Here is a 20,931-nt window from a genome sequence, read left to right as displayed (position 1 = left end):
CCTGGCTGCGGCGCACCCCTTGTGAACGCCGCCTCCAAACCAAACCCTACTTTATGGCTTCCGGATGGTCCTTGAGAAAGGCATCGACAGTCTCCTTGGTCACGAGCACGGCTGGAACCTCAGCCGCCTTGGCTTGCCACGCGCCGCCAGCGTCCTTGATGTCCTTCAGCATTTTGACCATGTTGTAGCCTTCGGTGAAGCTGTCCTGCCAGGCCGTTGCCGTCATGAAGCCGTTCTTGATGTTTTCCAGCGCCTGGGCATTGCCATTGATGCCATAAACGAGCACGTCATCGCGCCCCTGGGCGCGCAATGAGCCGATGGCGCCAATCGCCGGGTCGTCCCAGCATCCCCAGATCGCCAGGTTTTCCTTGCCGGCCGGATGCGAGGCCAACCAGGCATTTGCGTATTGAGCTCCGTCCTCAAAGTAGCCGGGAATGCGCACTTCGTTCTTGGTGACGGTGATCTCGGGATGTTTGGCGACGATCTCGTCCATGACGACTTCGCGGTTTCGGCAGACTTCGCCGGTCCTATAAGTGAGGGCCAGTATCGAGCCCTTGCCGTCCATTTTCTTGACCATGAGATCGACGACCGGTATCGCCATCGGGCCGCCCGAGCCATTCGTTGCAGCAACGCTCGAGCCAAGCCCGCCGCCCCAGGTTACGACGGGTATTCCAGCGTCTCCCGCGGCAGCCAGACCCGCGCCGATGGACGAATAGGGAAACACCATGTCGATGATTGCATGCGCCTTGAGCTGCGCGAAATTCTGGATCGCCGCGTTTGCCTGATCGGCACTGCCGGCGGCATCCACGACGTTGGTCTTCCAGCCAAGCTCATCGGCGGCCTTTGTGGCCCCCTGGATGTAGCGGACATTGTTGGCTTCCGTGGCGCTGATGGACACGATGCCAAGAAGCGGCTTGTCCTGCGCCGCGGCGCCGGCCGCCGCGAGCGAGAGCGCGCCGGCGGCGATGATGCAAGCTAGATTTTTCATGGTTCTCCTCCCTTCGCCTCATTTGCCGCCCGAGCCTCCCGACAGCAAACCGTTTCGCTAACGTCCTGCAAAACGCGACCCAATGCAAGCATGAATCCGCTGGACACCGCCATAAATCTGACCGAGACTTCAGCGAAACGATTAGCTATCAGGGCAAAATGGCCACCATCAAAGACGTTGCCAGAAGGGCGGGCGTATCGACTGCGACGGTCTCGGCCGTCATGAACGATACTGCGTTTGTCAGCCCCGAGCTGAGGGCTCGCGTCGTCACCGCCATTCGCGAGCTGCGCTATGAACCGTCGCTGGCCGCCCGCAACCTGCGCCGCAGCCGCAGCCAGCTGATCGCCCTGGCGGTGGCCGATCTCTCCAACCCGTTCTACGCGCGCATTGTCTGGTCGGCAGAGGCGGCCGTGGCCGCGTGGGGCTATTCACTCGTCCTCTTCAACAGCGATGAAAAGCCCGACACGGAGCGGCGCATCCTGTCGCGAATTCGGACCCTTGGTTGCGACGGAATGGTTCTGGTGCCGGTGGGCGCGGCCAATCAATACCAACCGCATGAGTTCGATGGCATCGCCACCGTTCTTCTGGGTCGATCGATCGAAGGCAATGGCGCCGATACGGTCACGATAGACAATCGGTCGGCCGGACGGCAGGCCGTCGACTACCTGCTCGACCTTGGTCATCGGCGCATAGGCTCGGTCACCGGTCCGATGCAGCTGTCGACGAGCAAGGGCAGGCTTGACGGCATGATCGATGCGATGGCGGCGCGGGGGCTTGCGCCGCAGCCCGGCCACGTCCGGTCCGGCGAATTTCGCGAAGAAGCCGCTTATTCGGTCGCTCGGGACATGATGGGGTCGCCCGACCGCCCGACTGCGATCTATGTTGCGAACGGCGTCATGGCAATCGGCGTGATGCGAGCCATTGCCGATCTTGGCTTGCGCTGTCCGCAGGACGTCTCGATCGTCTCGACGGACACGGTAGCAGGCGCCGGTGGCCTGAAGCCACGACTGACGAGGACAGAGCACCCCATTGCCGACATGACCAACGAAGCACTGCGCCTGCTCGTGGATCGTATCGAGGAAAGGGGATCCGAGCCTGTGCGCAGCATCGTCTTTCAGCCGGCACTGATCGTCGGGGAAAGCTGCACGCCGCTGCGCAGGGATTTCGGTTGACGGTTCCTGTCCTGGGCCGCGGGCAACGCCGGAGAAGGTAGTTTTGGCCAGCTCATGATGATTCCCGGCCATCAGTTCGGCGTTTCCGGAAACCTGACGTGTTGCAAAAGATGCGCCACGCTGTGGTTTATGTCGCGCACGATGACAGCGCGTACGCGCACTCGATCGCGGTTGCGGCTTCCTCGTGGTAATCGAGGTCTAGAATGCAGGCGAGATTGTTCTCGAACTCGGTTGTCAGGTTCCTGAGAAACAAGCCGACCTGCATCCATACCGTCTCGATCAGGAAGATCAGATAGTCGTCGACGTCGCCCTTGCGGCCGCCCAGGTCAGCTCGTTGGGGGCCGGTCCTGGTCCGCAATCCTCTCTGGATCCGGTTGATGCAACGGCGTCGGTTCAGGAAGATGAGCTCCGCAGGCATAAGGCGGCGCTTGCTGCAGGACTTCGGCATCAGAAAGTGATCGAACAGTCCGTGCATGCGGGCCTTGTCGGCCTCGTGGAGCGCCATAATTTCGCCTGCGGAGGGACGAACTCACCTGTTGAACAGGAGGCGGCTGTGAAGCACCAAACACTTGACCAACTCTCTATCGTTGCCGACGTTCACGCTGAACCAACAGACCTCATTGCGACTCGGAGCCAGCGTCTCGAACGTTGGGCAAAACTTCTGGAGCAAAATCCCGATCGGCGTCTCGAAGCGCTTACGGGCACCGAACACAAGCTCCCAGAGATACGCGAAAAAATGCGTCACGACGACTCGCCTCTCGCTGTTGCCTTTGAGGATACAATTCTTCGCGCGCAAGGGTTGAGAGACGACACCTACGGTGAAGCCAAGCGCTTCTTCGAACTGACCGACTGGCAGTTGCACGAAATCGTCTGCCATTGCCATGTCGGCGCGACGATACGAGCGCGATGGGCTGCCTCTCGTGTCCGTGCGGTAATGTCCGAGAGGCTCGGCTTCATCGCTTGGCTGCGTGGAACATTCGCGCATTGAGGCTGCAAGGTCTGGCCTCGACCACCGCCGGCGGCGCCGTCGGGCCACACACTCAGGATGGTGGCCAGGACGCCGTCGTTGGCCGGCGCGAAGTTCAGTTCGGCTTGTTCGGAAGACGAGGCGGTGAACGGATTCCACCGCCTCTCTCCCCCTGATGACGAAGGTGTAACGCGCCACGAGCGGTCGGAGCGCAATCGAATCCCTGCTGCACTTTACGCGAGGTCCAAGAAGCGATGCCGATTTCGGGGCCTGGCATGGCGCGGACCAAGCACGACGCGTCCGCTCGATCTGGCAAACCAGGGTCCACGGATCGAACACCTGAGCTTTTTGCAGCGAGCGCCGCCAACTTTTTCCTTAGACGCACGTTGTTCCTCCGCAACCCAGGAGACACCGATGCCGAGCGATAGGAAAACCGAGACCTCAACGACCGTGCAAAAGCAGCAGCGCGTACAGCGCAAGGTCGATGCCGACGATCGAGCGAAACCGAAATCAAAAACCACCGGGGCGATGCAGGCTGGTGCGCGAAAATACCCGGTGCCGCCGTTTCCAAAGCAGCATCATCTAAAACCCGGCCATGAATCCGAGATCAAACCAGCTCCGCTCTACGATGCTCCATTTTGGCGCGGCTCTGGCAAGCTCGAGGGAAAGGTGGCGCTGGTCACCGGAGGGGATTCCGGTATTGGGCGGGCCGTCGCTGTTCTTTTTGCACGCGAAGGCGCCGATGTGGCGATTGTGTATCTGTCCGAGGATGGCGACGCCGAGGTGACGAAGCAGGCGGTGGAAAGCGAAGGCCGACGCTGCATCATTCTGCGCGGAGATGTGGCGGACCGAACCTTCTGCCGCAAAGCTGTCAGCAATACGCTCAAGCAATTGGGAGGGCTCGATGTGCTCGTCAACAACGCAGCATTCCAGGTGCATTCGACCGATTTTGCCGACCTGACCGAGGAGCATTTCGACACCACCTTGAAGACCAACCTCTATGGTTATTTCCATATGGCTCAGGAGGCGGTTGCGCATATGAAGCCCGGCTCGGCAATCGTCAACACGGGCTCGACAACCGGCATAGACGGGTCAAAGGAACTGATCGATTACTCGATGACCAAGGGGGGTATCCACGCTTTCACAAGGGCGCTATCGGGCAACCTTATCGACAAGGGAATCCGCGTGAATGCAGTCGCGCCGGGTCCGGTGTGGACACCCCTGAACCCGTCTGAAAAGCAGGCCGGCGACGTCTCGAAGTTCGGCGCGAAAACACCGATGAAGCGCCCGGCACAGCCGGAAGAGATTGCGCCGGCCTATGTGTTTCTGGCATCGCCACAATGTTCCAGCTACATCACTGGAGAGATCCTGCCGGTGATTGGTGGCTATTGATCACCCCCATCTGGAACGGTTCCCTCTGATCGCCAATTTGGCACCCATCGTCGAGGAACGAGGCTATCCGGCGAACCGGCCGCAGCGCCATGGCGGGTGACGGATAACCATCAGAGAGCCTCGCTGTCGGAGGAACCATTGAAAATCCACGGCGTTACGCAGTCTTTAAGGGGATCAAAAAGGGGGGCAGCGTGATCCGGGACGATGCAACACCAACAGCTTCGGGCGTAGAAGGCCTCGACTATGTGCTAAGAGGGGGATACGCGAAGTTTCGGTCACATCTCGTCGAAGGAAGACCCGGTTCCGGCAAGACCACGCTTGGCCTTCAGTTCTTGATCGAAGGCGCGCGGAATCGAGAGCGATGTCTCTACATCACCCTTTCCGAGAGCAAACGGGAACTAACCTCGGTAGCCAACCGGCATGGCTGGGACCTCGAGGGCATAGAAATCCTGGAGTTGGTTCCTCCTGAATTGAGCCTCGACCCGTCGCAACTGCAGACGCTTGTCCATTCCTCGGATCTCGAACTTGGCGAAACGGTGCAGGCCGCACTCGCCGAAATCGAGCGAATGAAACCTGACAGGGTTGTGTTCGACTCCCTTTCGGAAATTCGGCTGTTATCACAGGGCTCTCTTCGCTATCGCCGCCAGGTCCTGGCGCTGAAGAGCTTCTTTCTTCTCAACAACGCCACCGTGCTGCTGCTGGACGACCTGACAGCCGAACATGATGACCTCAATCTGCATTCCATAAGTCATGGCGTCATCCGCATGGAACAACTATCTCCCGTTTATGGTGGCGAGCGACGCCGCCTGCGTGTCATCAAGATGCGGGGCGTGGAAATCCGCGGCGGGTTCCACGATTTCGTCATCCGGCCGGGCGGCGTTACCGTCTTCCCCCGGCTCGTGGCTGGCGAGCATGAGGAAGCCGAGCACGGAGCACCGGCACTGAGTGAAAGCTCCGTTGACACGCTTGTCGGAGGGGGCCTTGACCGTGGCACGAGCACGCTGCTCATGGGACCGTCAGGAGTCGGCAAGTCGACGATCGCTTGCACCTATTGCCACGCCGCGTTGCTTCGTGGCGAGCGCGTGCAAGTGCTTCTGTTCGACGAGACCGAGCGTATCTTTCTGACGCGAGCAGCCGGTCTTGGCATGGATTTCGAGAGGTTCGTCAACGATGGCACCCTCCTGCTTGAACAGATCGATCCGGCTGCGATTTCGCCGGGTGAGTTGTCAGCGCGCGTCCAGTCCGGCGTGGATGAATCCAACGTCCGGATTGTCGTCATCGACAGCCTCACCGGCTATCTCAATGCCATGGCGGAGGAGCAGCATCTCGTGCTGCAGATGCATGAGATCCTGACCTACTTGAACCAGAAGGGCGTGGTTACCATCCTGTTGCTGGCAAACCATGGGCTGATCGGCCAGATGGCGACACCGGTGGACATGACCTACCTGTGCGATACCGTGATGCTATTGCGCTTCTTCGAGAGCGGTGGACGTCTTCGAAGGGCAATATCGGTGGTTAAAAAGCGTGTTGGTGCGCATGAGGATACGATCCGCGAATTCAGGATCCGCAGCCAGGGTCTTTCTGTCAGCGAGCCGCTTGATCAGTTCAGAGGCATTCTGACCGGAGTTCCCTTCTTCGAAGGCAAACAAGCCGATCTTCTGAGTGACAAGGCATCATGATGCCGATGCAACCTGAAGTCCTGGTCCTGGCTCCTTTGGGGCGGGATGCCCAGATCGCCGCATCGATCCTGGCGACCAGCCAGATCTGCACTCGTATTTGTTCGTCGCTTGAAGAGACCGTGCCGTTGCTGGTGGAGGCGCAGTGTCTCGTCGTTGCCGAGGAAGCTTTGATCAGTTCTGATCGTGCCACATTCGCATCATGGCTGGACAACCAACCGGCATGGTCCGATTTTCCAATCGTGCTCCTGGTGATGCGCGGAACCGAATTCGACAAGCGGCTGGCGTTTCTCGATCGCTACCTGATTGTGCTTGAGCGGCCCTTCCTGGCTTCGAGCCTTGCCAACTCGGTACGGTCGGCCCTGCGCGCCAGGGCGCGTCAGTTGGAGGTCAAATCCTACATCGAGCAGAGGCAGGAGGTTGCCGACCGGCAGCAGCTGTTGATCCGGGAGTTGCATCACCGCGTCAAGAATACGCTGGCCAATGTGAGGGCGATGATGGGCGCGACGGCAAGGTCTAGCGGCAGCATCGAGGATTTCGTGCGCGACTTTTCGGCCAGGATCGTGTCGCTCGCCGATACCCACTCAATGCTGACTGACGATTACTGGCAGACCGCTTCGCTGAAGAAGTTGCTGGAGGGCGAACTTAGGCACTACGAGACGCGCGACAGGCCGCGTATCCTGCTCGATGGCCCTGACGTGGCGCTGGTCGCCGACATTGCGATACCGGTTGGCATGGCATTCCATGAACTTGCCTCCAACTCGTCCAAGTTCGGCGCGCTCTCGCGCCCGCACGGACGGCTCGACGTGCGTTGGTCGGTGCGCGGCGCCAGTAACGTTCGGATCGTCAATCTCGACTGGCGCGAGCACGATGGCCCGAAGGTCGAGCCGCCCAAGCGGCGAGGGTTCGGCACGACGTTGCTGGAGAAGGTGGTGGCTGTCCAATGTGACGCCAAGGTCGAGCTGAACTACGACCGTGATGGTCTGCATTTCACGATGGCGCTGCCGCTTCGCGATACTCGACTCGTGCCAGCCTACTCCTGAGGCATATTGCGATGTCCGCTTCCAGCTTTGGCATGGCGGGTTGCTGGTATCGCTGATATTGGTAACAACCGAATAGAACGCAGGCCTGCGCCGATGACATCCGATTCCGAGAAGGCCGATGCGGTCGAGCAATTGCTCGATACCCCCGACCTTGCCAGCGCACTGGAAAGCGAACAATTCAAGAAGTTCCTCGACCAGGTGCCGATTGCCATTGCCGTATCGGACCTGGGCGCGAAGGAGCGCGTCGTCTATGCCAATCCGGAATTCGAGAAACTCTCGGGTTTGAAGGCGGCGAAACTTGCTCACGAACACTGGGAGGCCCTTTCCGGCATCGGCTTGTACCGGCAGAAGGACCGCGCGCTGTTTGAGGCCGTGGTCCAAGAGACAGATTTCGTCGGCACGTTCCGGCTGAACCGGGCCGAGGACAAGCCGGCGATCGTCGACGTCTATTCGAATGTCATCGAGAACGACAACGGCGAGGTCTGCTTCCGGCTCGTGGCGATGGTGGATGTCTCGCAGCACGGTGAGACGGAGGAAGCGCACTCTGTGGAAGAGCGCGTCCGAGAAAAGGACATGCTGCTGCGCGAGTTGCAGCATCGGGTGAAGAACAATCTACAGATGATCACTGCCCTGATCCGCCTCGAAACACGCAACGCGACCGAGCCGGATCAGAAGCGATTCGAGAGGCTGGCGGGCCGCGTGGACGCTCTGGCGATCCTCTACCAGACGCTGTCAGGCGACGATCACAAGGATGAGATCGATCTTGGCGTCTATCTCAGCCAGATCGCATCTGCGGTGATGAATTCGCATGCGGTCGAGGGCATTCGCCTTGACATGAAGGTCGATACCTATCCGGTGTCGGTCAACGTCGCGATGCCGACGGGACTGGTGGTGAATGAACTGCTGACCAACGCGCTAAAGCACGCCTTTCGGGGGCGGGAGGGCGGCACCATAACCCTGCACAGCACCGTTGCTGGCGACGGCTGCCGTATCGTCGTCGCTGATGACGGCGTCGGCCTGCCGGAAGGCGAGACATGGCCCAAGCGCGGCAAGCTGGGTGCGCTCATCGCGCACTCGCTAACAGAGAACGCCAAGGCCGAATTCGATGTCAGGTCAGGTGCTGGCGAAGGCACCAAGGTGACGATCATGTTCAGGCGGTCTGCTGCCTCGGCTCTTTGACGGTCGGCGTAGCAGCGCAACAAGACTGCTTTGCGTCCACGGGCTTTCAGGGAACAAGGTTTTATGCTCGGCCCCGCAAGCGTCCCCTCGGCGCATTCATGGTTTTTCGGGTCTACCCCTATTCCTGTTCCCCGGACTACTCCTGCCCGGTCTCTACGCTTTCGTCTGGCGTCGAACTGACACGAATGGAAGCTCGTGCGCTGTTGCAAACCGAGATGACCAGTTGAGCCTGGTCGAGTCCAGGATTGCGGGACCCGATCCCGATGGCCCCTGTGTTACCTACGCGACAGTGAACGAAATCTTATGGCAGTCGGCTCGAAGGCTGGCCGGCAAGTGGAACTCATTTGGCATTGCGAGATTTCTCTTTCATCGAAGTGCTTGAGGAGCCTCTAATGTTAACTGACAGAGCGACCCGATTTCTAGAAGCAGGCATGCTGCTGGCAGTGCCTGTCTGTGTCGCCATTACCGCCTTGTTTGCCGTCTTCGCCTTGGGAGCATAGGCGAATGTCGGCAGTTGATTGTTTTCGACGCGATCGGGGAGGAGGCTTGTCACAATGAACCGCTTTCTTTTCGTAGCAGCTGATTTTCTGTCGCGTCCTCCAGGCTTCTACGTCATGATTGCTGCAATGACCGTCCTTGTGCCGTTCGGGCTGACGAATGTCGTGACGTATGCATTGTCGGTTGCGGCTATCATAATCACGGGAGTCGTGTTGATTCAGGGCTATCGGGATACCGCCGCGATATCCAGAGCATCTAGTCCGCTTCGCTAGGGAACGCCTTGTGCGTGAGACGAAGACGACTCGGCAAGACCAACAGAGGCTTGCCCTTCGCTGAAAGAGACACGCCTCTCTGATGGGACCCGATGCATTGTATCAACATCGGCTCTGGAACCTTTGATCCCCGAGCGGCTTTGTGTGCATGTCCCAAGCCATTGAACCACCAATCTTGCCCGAGGGTAACCCTGATCGGGAGGTCAACTGCGAAGTCGCACTGGAGCCCGCATTCGCGGCATTGGTGACCGCCTCAGAATCGCAGGGGTGGAAGCCCGAGGAAACGGCCAGGATTCTGCTCAAGATTGCTACGGAGCATGTGCAGCGGATCGAGGCCATAGCTGCGGTTACCGTTTCTGGCGAGTCGAACAGCGCGGCATGAACCCTCAAGCGAGCCTGTGAACCGCGGGTCTCCTATCGAGTGCGAAGGAGGATCGTTGCGTGAGGGCACGGTCGCTTTTCATTCTCTGGAGACTGCGCGGGCACTCGCCGCAATTCCTTCAACGTTCCCGCGCAGTGGTCACATAGAATTTCGTCTGACGTTGGCTCAGAATGGTCGTCCGAGTTACCAGCCTTGCCGGCCATACCAGTCATCAATGTCCCGACGCGCCCGATCCTTTTCGATGCCGTAACGTTCCTGGATCTTGCCTTCGAGCTGATCGCGTTTGCCAGCGATGCGGTCGAGGTCATCGTCAGTGAGTTTGCCCCACTGTTCCTTGACCTTACCCTTGACCTGTTTCCAGTTTCCTTCGACGCGGTTCCAGTCCATGGCGTATCGCCTCCTTGGTTTCACACAAGGCGAAACGTCGTCCGGCGATGGAGGTTCCAAGGCGGGTTTCTGTTCGCACCCGCGCTCCAGCGCAGGGGACGGCCGGCGCCAGGCGGGGTTGGTTGGGCCTTTGGGGAGAGGAGGCCCAAGCGGAGGTAAGGGGAGTCCCTGCGACTACAACCTACCAGCAACGCCGCTGACCACTATGACTGGATCGCAGACAAGGGCCGGTCGCGTAGGTACTCCAGAGGTCAGACAGCCTGCATGCAACCAGACTGGCTCTGGCGGGTTCTTGATATGATTTTTAAGCAGGCGGCGCCTCGAACGCCTCTCCCGAAGGTGGCCACTTCATGGACATATCCATCGCGCAAACAACGGTCGACGAAATCAAAACGGGCAAGAGTGGCCTGCTGCTCATCGCAGACAATTATGATGCCTTCGCAGCGCGCGTTTTGGCGGCAAGAAGCGCAGTTCGAACTCTCGACCTCATGTATTACCTTTGGCACGACGATCACACCGGGCGCTTGCTTCTGCAGGAAGTTTTCCGGGCCGCCCAGCGGGGCGTGCACGTACGAATGCTCCTTGATGACGTCAACCCGCGCAAGAGCGATTCCGCATATCTGGCTTTGAGCAATCATCCAAACATCGAGCTCAAGTTGTTCAACCCGAGCGGCATCAGAGCACGCGGCATCATGCGCGGTTTGGAAGTTCTCTTGCGTCTTTTTGCATTGACAAGGAGGATGCACAACAAGGCGTGGATTGCCGACGACAACATCGCCATCGTCGGCGGGCGCAACGTTGGCGATGCCTATTTTGATGCCGCGGAAACCAATTTCCGCGACCTCGACGTGCTTCTACTCGGTCCCGCCGTGGAGCAAACCGCCAAAATATTTGAGACTTTCTGGGCCTGCAAGGAAGCAAAGCCAATTGATGAGCTCGGTCTGGCCGCGGAGACCATGCATGCCCATTCATGTGAAGGAAGCAATGCGGAAACCGAGTTAGATTTCTTGAACGGAATCGGTGATCGAGTGTCCATCGCCGAGTTTATCGCGGCAAGCAACGACGTGCATTGGGTGGAACGCGTTCGAGTGATTTCCGACCCTCCAGAGAAGGCGCGCGGCTGGAGACGTCGCAGTTGGCTGATGAAGCAGTTGCTTCCCATCATTCAGTCAGCGCGCAATAGTCTGGAAATTGTGTCTCCATATTTCATTCCTGGAAAGAGGGGCTGCAGGATTTTGTCCGACCTCGTTGGCGAGGGGGTGCAAGTCGCGGTTTTGACCAACTCCCTAGCCGCAACGGATGTTGCCGCGGTTCATGGCGCCTATGCGAATTATCGCAAGCGATTACTCAGAAATGGCGTTAGGCTTTTCGAGCTTCAGCCCTACAGCCGGCAGCCGGCGATCTCGGTATTTGGATCCAAGGGCGCCAGCCTGCACACCAAAGCTTTCAGTGTCGACGGCAAGACAGGTTTCGTAGGCTCCTTCAATTTTGATCCGCGGTCTGTGTCCTTGAACGCGGAAATGGGCGTGCTTTTTGAGGATGAGAGATTGGTCGCTGAACTCCGGCAGCAATTCAAATCGGAGATATCACCTGAAGCGAGCTATCGGCTCGAACTGAAGAACAATGTCCTGCATTGGCGTGGATGCGACGCAGGCAGGCTGCGAAATTATACGCACGAACCAGAAGCAGTAATTTTCCGCCGCATCCTGTCGGCTTTGGTCCGCTACCTTCCGATCGAATCTCAACTTTAGGCAACGACGCGAATCGTTGGATGACGCTGCGGGTCGCCAGCAAGGGGTTGACGACGCGCGGCTGTGTGGCCAGCGGCTTGGTCTGCAAGAATACCAGTTGGACGCCGGCAAAGTGATCCGGACGCATGATGAACGGTAGATCAGGTTCGGCGCCGACGATCGTGCTCTTCAGGCGCGACCTGCGCGTGAGCGATAACCCCGCGCTCGCAGGAGCCCGACCATGATCAAGATGAGCGTCTACTATCCGGCTGATGGCCGCTCGAAAGTTCGATGCCGACTGCTACCCCACCCGCCACATGCCACTGATCCAGGAACGGCTCGGCGATGCCTGCCTGCGCTACGAGATCGATAAGGGCCTTGCGTGTCGCGAACCTGGAAGCGCGCCGGAGTTCGTCGCGGCGTGCCACATCTACTCGCCGACGCTGGGGACATTCCAGGAGGCGTTCGGTCCCCACCGCGCGGAGATCTTCGCGGACGTCGCCAACTATACAGACATCGCGCCCATCGTGCAGATCAGCGAAATCGTTGGAGGGTAGGGGGCTTCGGCGCCTCAGGCCGTTGAACTTTCCGGGATCGGCGTGGTGCTGGCGCACCTGATCCATGGTGACGTAGCCGGTGCCGAACCGGTCGACGATCGGGAACATGTGGTTGCCGTTGAAGCGAAAACTACCTTGCTCTCGTCAAACTCGCTTCAGCCAAAATCTGGATGCGCTTTATGAGTCGGTGGCCTGAGCCGAAACATTTATCCAAGAAACGCACCCGGCAGAGACGGTGGATTTTCAGACCAAGCCAGGTCTCTGCTGTAGCGGCCGCACGGTCTCGCAATTCTTAACTGGCGTTTTCTGTAGCCACAGACATCTTGCGCGGTCCAACGGGTCATGAGTGGCAACACCCGCATGTCTCTCACATGTCTCTCACTCGGGCATCTTTAGCGTTCTTGATTGTTGGCTAATAGCTCTAACCGCGAGGTCTTCTTGCTGGCATCGGTGAGCTTTCCATGGGGTTCTCCCCCAACCTGCCGGATCGCCGCTCTGTTAGCCACATGGCCTTCTTTTTTCTTGCCAGCATCTCGTCTCGAACAGTGTCGTCAGCAATCACCCGGCCATGTGTCGCAGCAATCGCGTAGTCGGCTCTGTTGGTTCGATAGTCATTTTTTTGTACAGACATCGCTTCCTCCCAGTTCGAGGTGTTCCCCCTTTTTTGCCCTGGCGCAGAAACTAACTGCCTATCCGTCGCGCGAGTCTAGCAATTGGTGATTGTATTAAAACGATACACTTCGCAGTCGCGCCTACATCATGTCTAAGGGCGGGTCGACAGGGTCGGTCACGCTGCGATCGCGGAAGCCGTTTCCCTTGGACTTTCTGACACAGACCACTCTGCCCAAGCCGGGAAGAACGTCCGCTGTAGGAAAACGTTTCACCAATTGAGGCGAGGACACAGTTGCGATGTCTAAAACTAGGCATTCGCCCTCCGCTTCGCGGGCGTTTTCTTGACCGGAGCGGCCCGACGGCCCAGACCGCTCGCCCTTGCCAGAGCCGACCGAGTGGCTGCGTAGGTAGGAGCGACCATGGGATAGTCGGGCTTCAAGCCCCCCTTGTCGCGATAGGCTTCCGGCGTGAGGCCGAAGTCGTTTGCAAGATGGAGTTTCAGCGACTTGAATTTCTTGCCGTCCTCGAGGCAGACAATGTAATCCGGAAACACTGACCGCTTTGGGTTCACTGCAGGCACAAGAGGCTCGGTAGGCGCTACTGCGGCCCCACTTAGACTGGACAGTGACCTATGCACGGATTGCGATTGTTTCCGGTAGGCCGGTCGCCGGTACCGGGTTCTTGCTGACATAGGCGGAGACAATATCTGCGGTAAGCTCGATAAGTTCGGCTGCAACAGGGTCAGTTTCGTCAGTCATGTGTCAGTCCCTCATAAATCGCCAGAGATCCTCTTTAATGACCAGCGATCCACAAGGCAACCTGTTCGCAATGTTACAGTGGCGACGATATTCACCCATAAAACGCCTATTGGCATGATCTATTTGAATCAACGCAATGACCATTGAATAAATTCTTATTGTTATAATGATTTACCTGGTATGTATGTCAAATTACTTATTTGCGCTTGATAAGAACGGCCATGAAGCAGGTTGGCGAACCAGAACCGGGTGACGGCGAATATCGTGGGTCTTCATCGCTCATGGGATCGCGGTTTTCCCGTCGAGATTGATCGGGAGTTTGCAGACAAGCCATCCGCTCTCACCATTACTGGCCGGCTCGTGGCTGAGATGCCCGGGAGGAATCTCGGAGGCGTTCAGCCCCTACATCGAGACGGGGTTTGCGGACTTCTTAGCCGGATCGCTGCCCCAACGAACGTTTCGGCGCGCTTTCAGTTTGTGGACTACCAGGAGGATCGCTGCCGTCAATCGGAACCATGAAGCCCTTCGAATGTTAGAAACGCATAGGGATGTAAACCAACCCTCTGAGGAGAAAATCGTGAACAAGATAGTATCAGGTCTGCTGGCGGCCAGTCTGTCGGCATCGTTCGCAGTGGCAGTGCCCGCGGGCGCGGCGCCAGTGTTTGCGCCGCCGGCGCCATCAGCGCCGAGCGATTTGCAGGCGGTCGACTATAAGCCGTGGATAAAGCACCGCGCCCACCGTAGGTTTACCCGCAATGACGGCATGTACTGGAATGGCCACCGCGGCTATCGCGAGTACCGGCGAGGCTATCGCCGGCATGGCGATTTTTGGTTTCCGCTCGCTGCTTTCGCGACCGGGGCGCTGATCAGCGGCGCGATCATCAACCACCGCTCAGGCAACGCTCATGTTCAGTGGTGCTACGATCACTATCGGAGTTATCGCGCGTCCGACAACACCTATCAGCCTTACAGCGGCCCCCGTCGGCAGTGCAATTCGCCTTACTGACATTGGTCCGAGCATGGCTCGAAGGGCCCGCCGCGCGCGGGCCTTTCATTGGAATGACATTAGAGGGTGACGGCGAACGGCTCCGGAGAGCCTTTTCATTCGCCTGAGGGGAGGCGGTATGGTCCGCCGCCACCAACACAAACAGTTGCGTGTCAGTATGGTTCCCAGGATGAGCGCAATGAATGTTCATATCTGATGGGGAAGCGGTCGCCGCGTCACGGTCGAGGCTGACGCGATGGAGCACATTGTAGATCTGCCGGCGGATACGACGCCGCTGCCCGGAAGGCCTGAAAAGAGCCATGCGTGCAAGCTCGGGGCAGCCGATTCATGCCTTGATCGACCAGCCCGAGTAGCGCGCGGGGCTTCTGATGGCCTGGAGCGCCGACAGCTGTTTCGACGTCACAGCAGTCGCCTCAAGGGTTCGCCATCGAATTTCTCCTTGGCGCTTGGGAACAGAATCCTTGATCGTAGATTTAGGGCACGTTCAAAGTCGGGGAGCGATTTATGCGATTTGTTGTGGTGCAGGAGCCGTCTGAGACGTGGGCGGTTTTTGATCAGATTTTGGATCTGCCGGCCGAATGTGCGGGCCAGTCGCTGGTCGGTTTGACGCGCGATGACGCCGATAGGTTCGCAGCAATGGCCAACAACGAGATTTTGAGGTGGAGGCCGACATCAGGATCAACAGCAACGAGTGTGAGTTCATAACGTCATGTCGGACGGACAAACCGTTGGCGGCAAGCGCGGGCGGGGTATCCGCGCACAGGTGCCCGATGCAGCTCTGCCCAAGCATGAGTTGGCATTCATTATGAAGCTCGGGCTTCTCGACCGCGAACAGGCCCTTGCCTTGGTCAAGAAACATCAGGGTGATCGCGAGAAGATCTTTGCCGACCTCACGGCCCGCAAGAAGTATTAGAGATTGAGCCTCGGCGCGAAATCCCAAGGCCTGTACGCCTGTCACAAATCGACTTTTTGATCGCTAGTTCGTCGTGATCTCGCTCGGTGCCGGGGAAAACCGGCTGCAAGTGATACGGGAATTTCGGCTCATCCCCCCGGCGCGTGATCGTACCTGGGCGTCAGCGCTGGGAAAGATTTCAGCCCGTTCTGTCAGAATACCGTCCAGCTGTTCCATCGTTGCTGGAGCACCGTGCTTCGTCGAGGGTCCCGAAGCGGCTGGAGCTGCAGCGGCGTCCGGGAACTTACTCCGCCGATCAGCAGAAGGCGCCGCGGCCTTCTGCTGCTCTGTAGATCCGGGATTGGCCGCACGCCCGAGGATACGCCGATACCGTCTGGCTTGTTGCAGCCAATATCACCAATGCCTTACACCGCGATATTCTGCTAGGGAGCAATTGGCAGGCCATGCGCATGCTTGACCTGGCCCAAGGCAAAACTCGACTCGATGGAGGCGACGCCGTCCAGCCTGGTTAGCTTCTGCTTCAAGAACATTTCGTACGCATCAAGGTCCTTGACCACGACACGCAGCAAAAAGTCCATCTTGCCGGTCATCAGGTAACACTCCACGACTTCCGGCCAGCGCAGAACGGCAGTTGAAAACCGGTCCAGCTCCTCTTCTCTCTGTCGTTCCAGTTTGACGGAGGCAAATGCGCTGACAGGCAGACCAACTTTCACCTGGTCGACGACCGCCACATAGGCCTTGATCACTCCCGATTTCTCGAGCATCCGAACCCGACGTGCGCAGGGAGAAGGGGAGAGAGCCACTATTTCACTGAGGTTCTCCATCGTCGCGTGAGCATCAGCCTGAAGCGCTGCGAGCAGCTTGCGGTCGATATCATCGATCTCATGATTTGGCACAAATTTGCACTTTCGGCGTTCTGGTTGGCTCAGATGCGAAAGATCTCTCCTAAGCGATAGCAGTTTTGGCCGCAATCCCGGCCTGCAGCCGGTATGCTCGAGCCGTCACATATGGGAGCCGACAAATGACGAAACAGAAACTGGCGTGCCTGGAAGATCTGGAGCGGAAAGTACTGTGGCTATCGACATGGATGATCCACAACGCCAATCACCTTCGATCGAATGATGACGGCCTCAAGGTTGGCGGCCACCAGGCATCGTCAGCTTCGCTTGCTACCATCATGACCGCGCTCTATTTCAGTGTCTTGCGTCCAGAAGACAGGGTCGCGGTCAAACCGCACGCAAGCCCGATCTTTCATGCCATCCAATATCTCTACAGCAATCAGACGCGTGAGAAGCTGGAAGCGTTTCGCGCCTATGGGGGCGCCCAGTCCTATCCTTCACGAACCAAGGACACGGACGATGTCGACTTCTCGACCGGCTCGGTCGGTCTCGGTGTCGCCCAGACGCTGTTTTGCTCACTGGTGCAGGACTATCTCCGGTCAAAAGGCATGGCCACGGATCATCCGGAAGGCCGCATGGTTGCTCTTGTTGGCGATGCCGAGATGGATGAAGGCAACATTTTCGAAGCCTTGCTCGAGGGCTGGAAGCACGGCCTGCGCAATACCTGGTGGATCGTCGACTACAATCGCCAGAGCCTGGACGCCGTCGTGAGGGAAGGGCTGTGGGAGCGCTTTGTCTCATTGTTCCAGAATTTCGGCTGGGATGTTGTCATCCTCAAATATGGAACTCTTCTGGAAGAAGCGTTCGACGAGCCAGGTGGCCAGGCCTTGCGCGACTGGATCGAGCATTGCCCCAACCAGCTCTATTCGGCGCTGACCTTTCAGGGCGGGGCGGCATGGCGCAAGCGGCTGCTGGATCACATTGGGGACCAGGGTCCGGTTTCAAAGCTCATCGAGAGCCGTTCTGATCAGGAGCTGGCCCGGCTAATGACGAACCTCGGGGGGCATGACCTGCCTTCGTTGCTGGGGGCGTTCGAGCACGCTCGTACTCATCATCGGCCAGTCTGCTTCCTTGCCTATACGATCAAAGGTTTCGGCCTGCCGCTGGCGGGGCACAAGGATAATCATGCCGGATTGATGACTTCGACTCAAATCGAGGACTTGCAAGCCAGGCTCGGCGTGCGGTCCGGACGCGAATGGGAGCCATTCGAAGGCCTTTCGCATCCCGAAGGGCAGGTGAGGGAATTCATCAATGCGGCACCCTTCAATGCCAAGGGGCGGCGTCGCTATGAAGCATCAAAGATTGCGCCGCCTGCGGCCCTCACCGTTCCCTTGCAATCCTCAATGTCGACCCAGCAAGGTTTCGGGATTCTCATGCACGAGATCGCGAAGCAGGATACCGATCTGGCGAGAAGGATCGTTACAGCTTCGCCTGACGTCACCGTCTCGACCAATCTCGGGGCGTGGGTCAACCGCCGCGGACTTTTTGCCCGCAAAGAGTTGGCCGACGTTTTCAAGCGAGAACGCATTCCATCGACTTTCAACTGGGAATTCTCCCCCAAGGGTCAGCACATGGAACTCGGTATTGCCGAGATGAACCTGTTCCTCATGTTGTCGGCTTTTGGGTTGTCCCATTCGATTTTCGGCGAACGCCTGTTGCCAATTGGGACTTTGTACGACCCGTTCATCGAACGCGGCCTCGATGCGTTGAATTATGCCTGCTATCAGGACGCCCGCTTCATAGTCGTCGCAACACCCTCAGGGGTGACGCTTGCACCCGAGGGTGGCGCCCATCAATCGATTGCAACGCCGCTGATAGGGATGGCACAGGATGGGCTCGCAAGTTTCGAACCGGCTTTCGTCGACGAGCTCGCGACAATCCTGCGGTTTTCGTTCGACTACCTGCAGCGCTCCGGCGATACCCAACCCGATCCCGTGACGTGGCTCAGGGACGCCGTCGGCGGCTCGGTCTATCTCAGACTTTCGACCCGTCCGATCGAGCAACCGAAACGCGTGCTTGATCAAGCGCTCGCCGAAGACATCCTCAATGGCGGCTATTGGATGCGCAAACCAGGACCCAACGCCCAGGTGGTGGTCGCCTATAGTGGCGCGGTTGCCCCGGAGGCAATCGAAGCGACCGGATTAATCGGCGAGGATCGGCGTGATGTCGGGCTTCTGGCCGTAACGTCTGCGGATCGGCTGAATGCTGGCTGGACCGCCGCGCAACGATCCAGAGAGCACGGACTTGTTCACGCTCGCAGCCATGTTGAGCGATTGCTGGAGGATGTTCCATCCACCTGTGGGCTGATCACGGTCATCGACGGCCATCCTGCCACGCTGGCGTGGCTGGGGTCCGTCAAAGGACATCGAACGCGTTCGTTGGGCGTCGAGCATTTCGGCCAGGCCGGCACTATCGCCGATCTCTATCGGCACCATGGACTTGACGCCCAGAGTATCGCCCATGCTGCGCAGGGGATTGCGCCCGGCAAGCCAATACGGCACTTGAGGACAGTCCTTTAAGGCCGGCTAAGCATCAAGCTACCAAATTGGAGGCGCTGCACTCTCGGCCAGCTGACGGCGCTGTTCGCTGGTCGTTGTGTCGGTCACTGCCGTGCGTCACGAGCACCATGCCCGCGGTGGTTGGCCCCCATGCCTCCGTTCGGCGGCTGCTCTTTGTGCTATTAAACGTTGATCGTCACGCGATTTCCCGGCCTCAGCTGCAAGCGCCCCACTATGCGGGCGAATGTTTCGGATCTCTATCCTCACCGTTTGATCGCAACCTGTGCTGGCTGCTATTCTCCGGCCAGGCTGGCACTGAGCTCTCGGCATCGACGCAATGCGAATGGGCGAGGCGCCATGGCATTGATTGTGCAGCCATCCGTAACGTCAGACGTCCCATTCAGTGGTCGGAAGGACGGAATCTCGCACTGCCAAGCAGTACGTTCGTCTGCAACGTCGGATCGATGCGGGTCAGCACGAAGAACTGCACGGCCTCCCTTGGTGACGGATCGGGCCGAGCGCTCGCCCGACGGGCAGTGGCAGGGCCGGACGCAGATGAGGGGGAATGCGCTTGTCGATCAGGCCAGTTTTGCATTGGGGTGCATGGCATGCACTACTGCATTACCGACGCCGGCCAAGACATACCGGCGCAATTCGACAACCATCTATCAACACAAAGCCTGCCCAGGTGTAGGCCGAGGCAGGCTTTGTTCGTTTCCGAAATCGATTTGGCGCGGGACGCGACCGTCTTGGCTACTGCCCCATCCCGAATTTGTATGTGACGCGCGCCATCACCGCATCCACCTTGGCGTCGGTCCGATAGGTCTCCGGATTGGCTCCAAGGGTGCCATTATCAAACACATTGTTGCCGGTGCTGGTCTTGGAACCAAGATCGATATGGGTGTAATCCACGCCCAGCGATATGTTGTCGGTGATGGCATAATCAAGCCCGGCGCCGAGCGCGTAGCCGCTTTGCCAATCGTTCTTCTCGTATGTAACCAAGGCGTCGTTGTCGCGTGCCGTGAACCTTACCTTGCCGCCTGCATAGCCGGCCTTGGCATAGATCAGGACCCGATCGAAGGCATAGCCGACGCGCCCGACGGCCGTGACGTAGTTGGAAATCTTGCCGGTTTCCGTATCGCTGTCCGGAAAGTATGGGCTGACGATGGTCTTCTTTATGCCCGTAGCGGTCCAGGTCGCTTCGCCACCGAAAACAAACTGGTTCCACTGATACTGCGCGCCAATGTGAGCACCACCAGCAACGCCGGCCTTGTTGAAATCGAAGCCCTCTGTGCCCGCAGGCACCGCATCTGTGAAAAAGCCACCGTCGGGCTGAGTCACGTCGGTCGCGGTGATGTCGCCGTTTGCCACGCCAAGATGTGCGCCGGCGTAGAGGCCGCTCCAATCGTAAGCCGAGCCGACAATGGGGCCGGACATATCGGCTGCCGACGCGCCACTTACGCCGAACCCGGCAACCGCAAGAATTGCAAGAATTTTGTACACTGACTGCTCCCGTCCTTTAAACCCTCAATTGGGAGAATAGACCGGACTGCAATTTTTTACTGTGACGATTCTGCATCACCGGCCTAGTAAATGATCAACAATAGGTGATCAACAATAATCACGCCCTGATACTTCAGGGCGCGCTAATATTATCCGATTCGTCTTTGTTTGGCTGCGCTCGACAACCCGCCCGTTCCTGCCGCGAGGCAACAGGGAGAGCCGCCGTCCGAGACGATGCAGCTCTATTTGCGACAAGGTGACCAAAGGCATGACGGCTCCCGCAACAAGCCCGGTCGCACGCCAGGCTCTGTGAAGTCGCCAGCCTTCCTTTCCAGCTTCATGTTGACCAGCCTCGGAAGCGGGAAGTGTCGCCTCTCTAACTGGGGCAACTGTCGCATTACTAAATAGCTGTGTGAGTTCTTGCTGAAGCGCGACTTCGCAGCGAGGCAGGTTAGCGCGTTCATCTATTGGCCGACAGTATCTTCTGACGGAAGACTTC

15 protein-coding genes and 3 pseudogenes are annotated in these 20,931 nt (G+C 58.5%); 12 read left to right on the top strand and 6 right to left on the bottom strand.

Going from position 1 to position 20,931, the window contains the following annotated elements; genetic code table 11:
• Window positions 1–46 precede the first annotated feature (46 nt).
• Window positions 47–988 (bottom strand): sugar ABC transporter substrate-binding protein, encoded by a 942-nt coding sequence (locus BLS48_RS31460; RefSeq protein ID WP_091586097.1) that lies wholly within the window; start codon window positions 986–988, stop codon window positions 47–49.
• 158 nt (window positions 989–1,146) lie between these two features.
• On the opposite strand from BLS48_RS31460, the gene BLS48_RS31455 reads away from it, so the two are divergent.
• Window positions 1,147–2,160, top strand: coding sequence for a LacI family DNA-binding transcriptional regulator (locus BLS48_RS31455; RefSeq protein WP_091586095.1), 1,014 nt, complete (start codon window positions 1,147–1,149; stop codon window positions 2,158–2,160).
• Between the two features lie 127 nt (window positions 2,161–2,287).
• Here the strand turns inward: BLS48_RS31455 and BLS48_RS31450 are convergent, their stop codons facing one another.
• The gene (locus BLS48_RS31450; protein ID WP_143019564.1) at window positions 2,288–2,665 is read right to left on the bottom strand and encodes a hypothetical protein; all 378 of its coding nucleotides are present in this window, start codon (window positions 2,663–2,665) and stop codon (window positions 2,288–2,290) included.
• A gap of 48 nt (window positions 2,666–2,713) precedes the next feature.
• Here BLS48_RS31450 and BLS48_RS31445 point away from each other — a divergent pair, with 48 nt between their 5' ends.
• The 6 genes and pseudogenes from BLS48_RS31445 to BLS48_RS31420 form a co-directional block, all read left to right on the top strand.
• Window positions 2,714–3,148, top strand: coding sequence for a hypothetical protein (locus BLS48_RS31445; protein WP_091586116.1), 435 nt, complete (start codon window positions 2,714–2,716; stop codon window positions 3,146–3,148).
• A 393-nt stretch (window positions 3,149–3,541) separates the two neighbouring features.
• The gene (locus tag BLS48_RS31440; protein ID WP_091586091.1) at window positions 3,542–4,519 is read left to right on the top strand and encodes an SDR family oxidoreductase; all 978 of its coding nucleotides are present in this window, start codon (window positions 3,542–3,544) and stop codon (window positions 4,517–4,519) included.
• Window positions 4,520–4,710: 191 nt separating this feature from the next.
• Complete coding sequence (locus tag BLS48_RS31435; protein WP_091586089.1) at window positions 4,711–6,198, top strand: ATPase domain-containing protein; 1,488 nt, start codon at window positions 4,711–4,713, stop codon at window positions 6,196–6,198.
• Window positions 6,195–7,238 (top strand): sensor histidine kinase, encoded by a 1,044-nt coding sequence (locus tag BLS48_RS31430; protein ID WP_091586087.1) that lies wholly within the window; start codon window positions 6,195–6,197, stop codon window positions 7,236–7,238. The genes BLS48_RS31435 and BLS48_RS31430 overlap by 4 nt, the downstream gene beginning before the upstream one ends.
• 93 nt (window positions 7,239–7,331) lie before the next feature.
• On the top strand, window positions 7,332–8,417 hold the full coding sequence (locus BLS48_RS31425; protein ID WP_091586085.1) for a sensor histidine kinase: 1,086 nt from the start codon (window positions 7,332–7,334) through the stop codon (window positions 8,415–8,417).
• A gap of 554 nt (window positions 8,418–8,971) precedes the next feature.
• A pseudogene (locus BLS48_RS31420) lies at window positions 8,972–9,160 on the top strand (low affinity iron permease family protein); the annotation flags it as partial.
• Window positions 9,161–9,752: 592 nt separating this feature from the next.
• On the opposite strand, the gene BLS48_RS31410 reads toward BLS48_RS31420, so the two are convergent.
• Complete coding sequence (locus BLS48_RS31410) at window positions 9,753–9,956, bottom strand: CsbD family protein (RefSeq protein WP_091586081.1); 204 nt, start codon at window positions 9,954–9,956, stop codon at window positions 9,753–9,755.
• Between the two features lie 350 nt (window positions 9,957–10,306).
• Between BLS48_RS31410 and BLS48_RS31405 the strand changes: the two genes are divergently transcribed.
• Both BLS48_RS31405 and BLS48_RS31400 read left to right on the top strand, forming a co-directional pair.
• On the top strand, window positions 10,307–11,707 hold the full coding sequence (locus tag BLS48_RS31405) for a phospholipase D family protein (protein WP_091586079.1): 1,401 nt from the start codon (window positions 10,307–10,309) through the stop codon (window positions 11,705–11,707).
• Between the two features lie 220 nt (window positions 11,708–11,927).
• Window positions 11,928–12,243: pseudogene (locus tag BLS48_RS31400) on the top strand (EthD family reductase).
• A 919-nt stretch (window positions 12,244–13,162) separates the two neighbouring features.
• Here the strand turns inward: BLS48_RS31400 and BLS48_RS31390 are convergent.
• Window positions 13,163–13,613 (bottom strand): annotated as a pseudogene (locus BLS48_RS31390) (Ros/MucR family transcriptional regulator).
• A gap of 577 nt (window positions 13,614–14,190) precedes the next feature.
• On the opposite strand from BLS48_RS31390, the gene BLS48_RS31385 reads away from it, so the two are divergent.
• Complete coding sequence (locus tag BLS48_RS31385; protein ID WP_091586075.1) at window positions 14,191–14,619, top strand: BA14K family protein; 429 nt, start codon at window positions 14,191–14,193, stop codon at window positions 14,617–14,619.
• Window positions 14,620–15,328: 709 nt separating this feature from the next.
• Window positions 15,329–15,532, top strand: coding sequence for a hypothetical protein (locus tag BLS48_RS31380; protein WP_091586073.1), 204 nt, complete (start codon window positions 15,329–15,331; stop codon window positions 15,530–15,532).
• A 422-nt stretch (window positions 15,533–15,954) separates the two neighbouring features.
• On the opposite strand, the gene BLS48_RS31375 is transcribed toward BLS48_RS31380, so the two are convergent.
• On the bottom strand, window positions 15,955–16,428 hold the full coding sequence (locus BLS48_RS31375) for an Lrp/AsnC family transcriptional regulator (protein WP_091586071.1): 474 nt from the start codon (window positions 16,426–16,428) through the stop codon (window positions 15,955–15,957).
• A 125-nt stretch (window positions 16,429–16,553) separates the two neighbouring features.
• Between BLS48_RS31375 and BLS48_RS31370 the strand changes: the two genes are divergently transcribed.
• On the top strand, window positions 16,554–18,950 hold the full coding sequence (locus BLS48_RS31370; RefSeq protein ID WP_091586069.1) for a transketolase: 2,397 nt from the start codon (window positions 16,554–16,556) through the stop codon (window positions 18,948–18,950).
• Window positions 18,951–19,682: 732 nt separating this feature from the next.
• Here the strand turns inward: BLS48_RS31370 and BLS48_RS31365 are convergent.
• Window positions 19,683–20,432, bottom strand: coding sequence for an outer membrane protein (locus tag BLS48_RS31365; RefSeq protein ID WP_091586067.1), 750 nt, complete (start codon window positions 20,430–20,432; stop codon window positions 19,683–19,685).
• Between the last annotated feature and the right edge of the window lie 499 nt (window positions 20,433–20,931).

This window comes from Mesorhizobium qingshengii, assembly GCF_900103325.1.
Taxonomy (GTDB): Bacteria; Pseudomonadota; Alphaproteobacteria; order Rhizobiales; family Rhizobiaceae; genus Mesorhizobium; species Mesorhizobium qingshengii.
The sequence above is the reverse complement of the archived record's forward strand: the minus strand, read 5'-3'. Positions and strand labels throughout refer to the sequence as shown.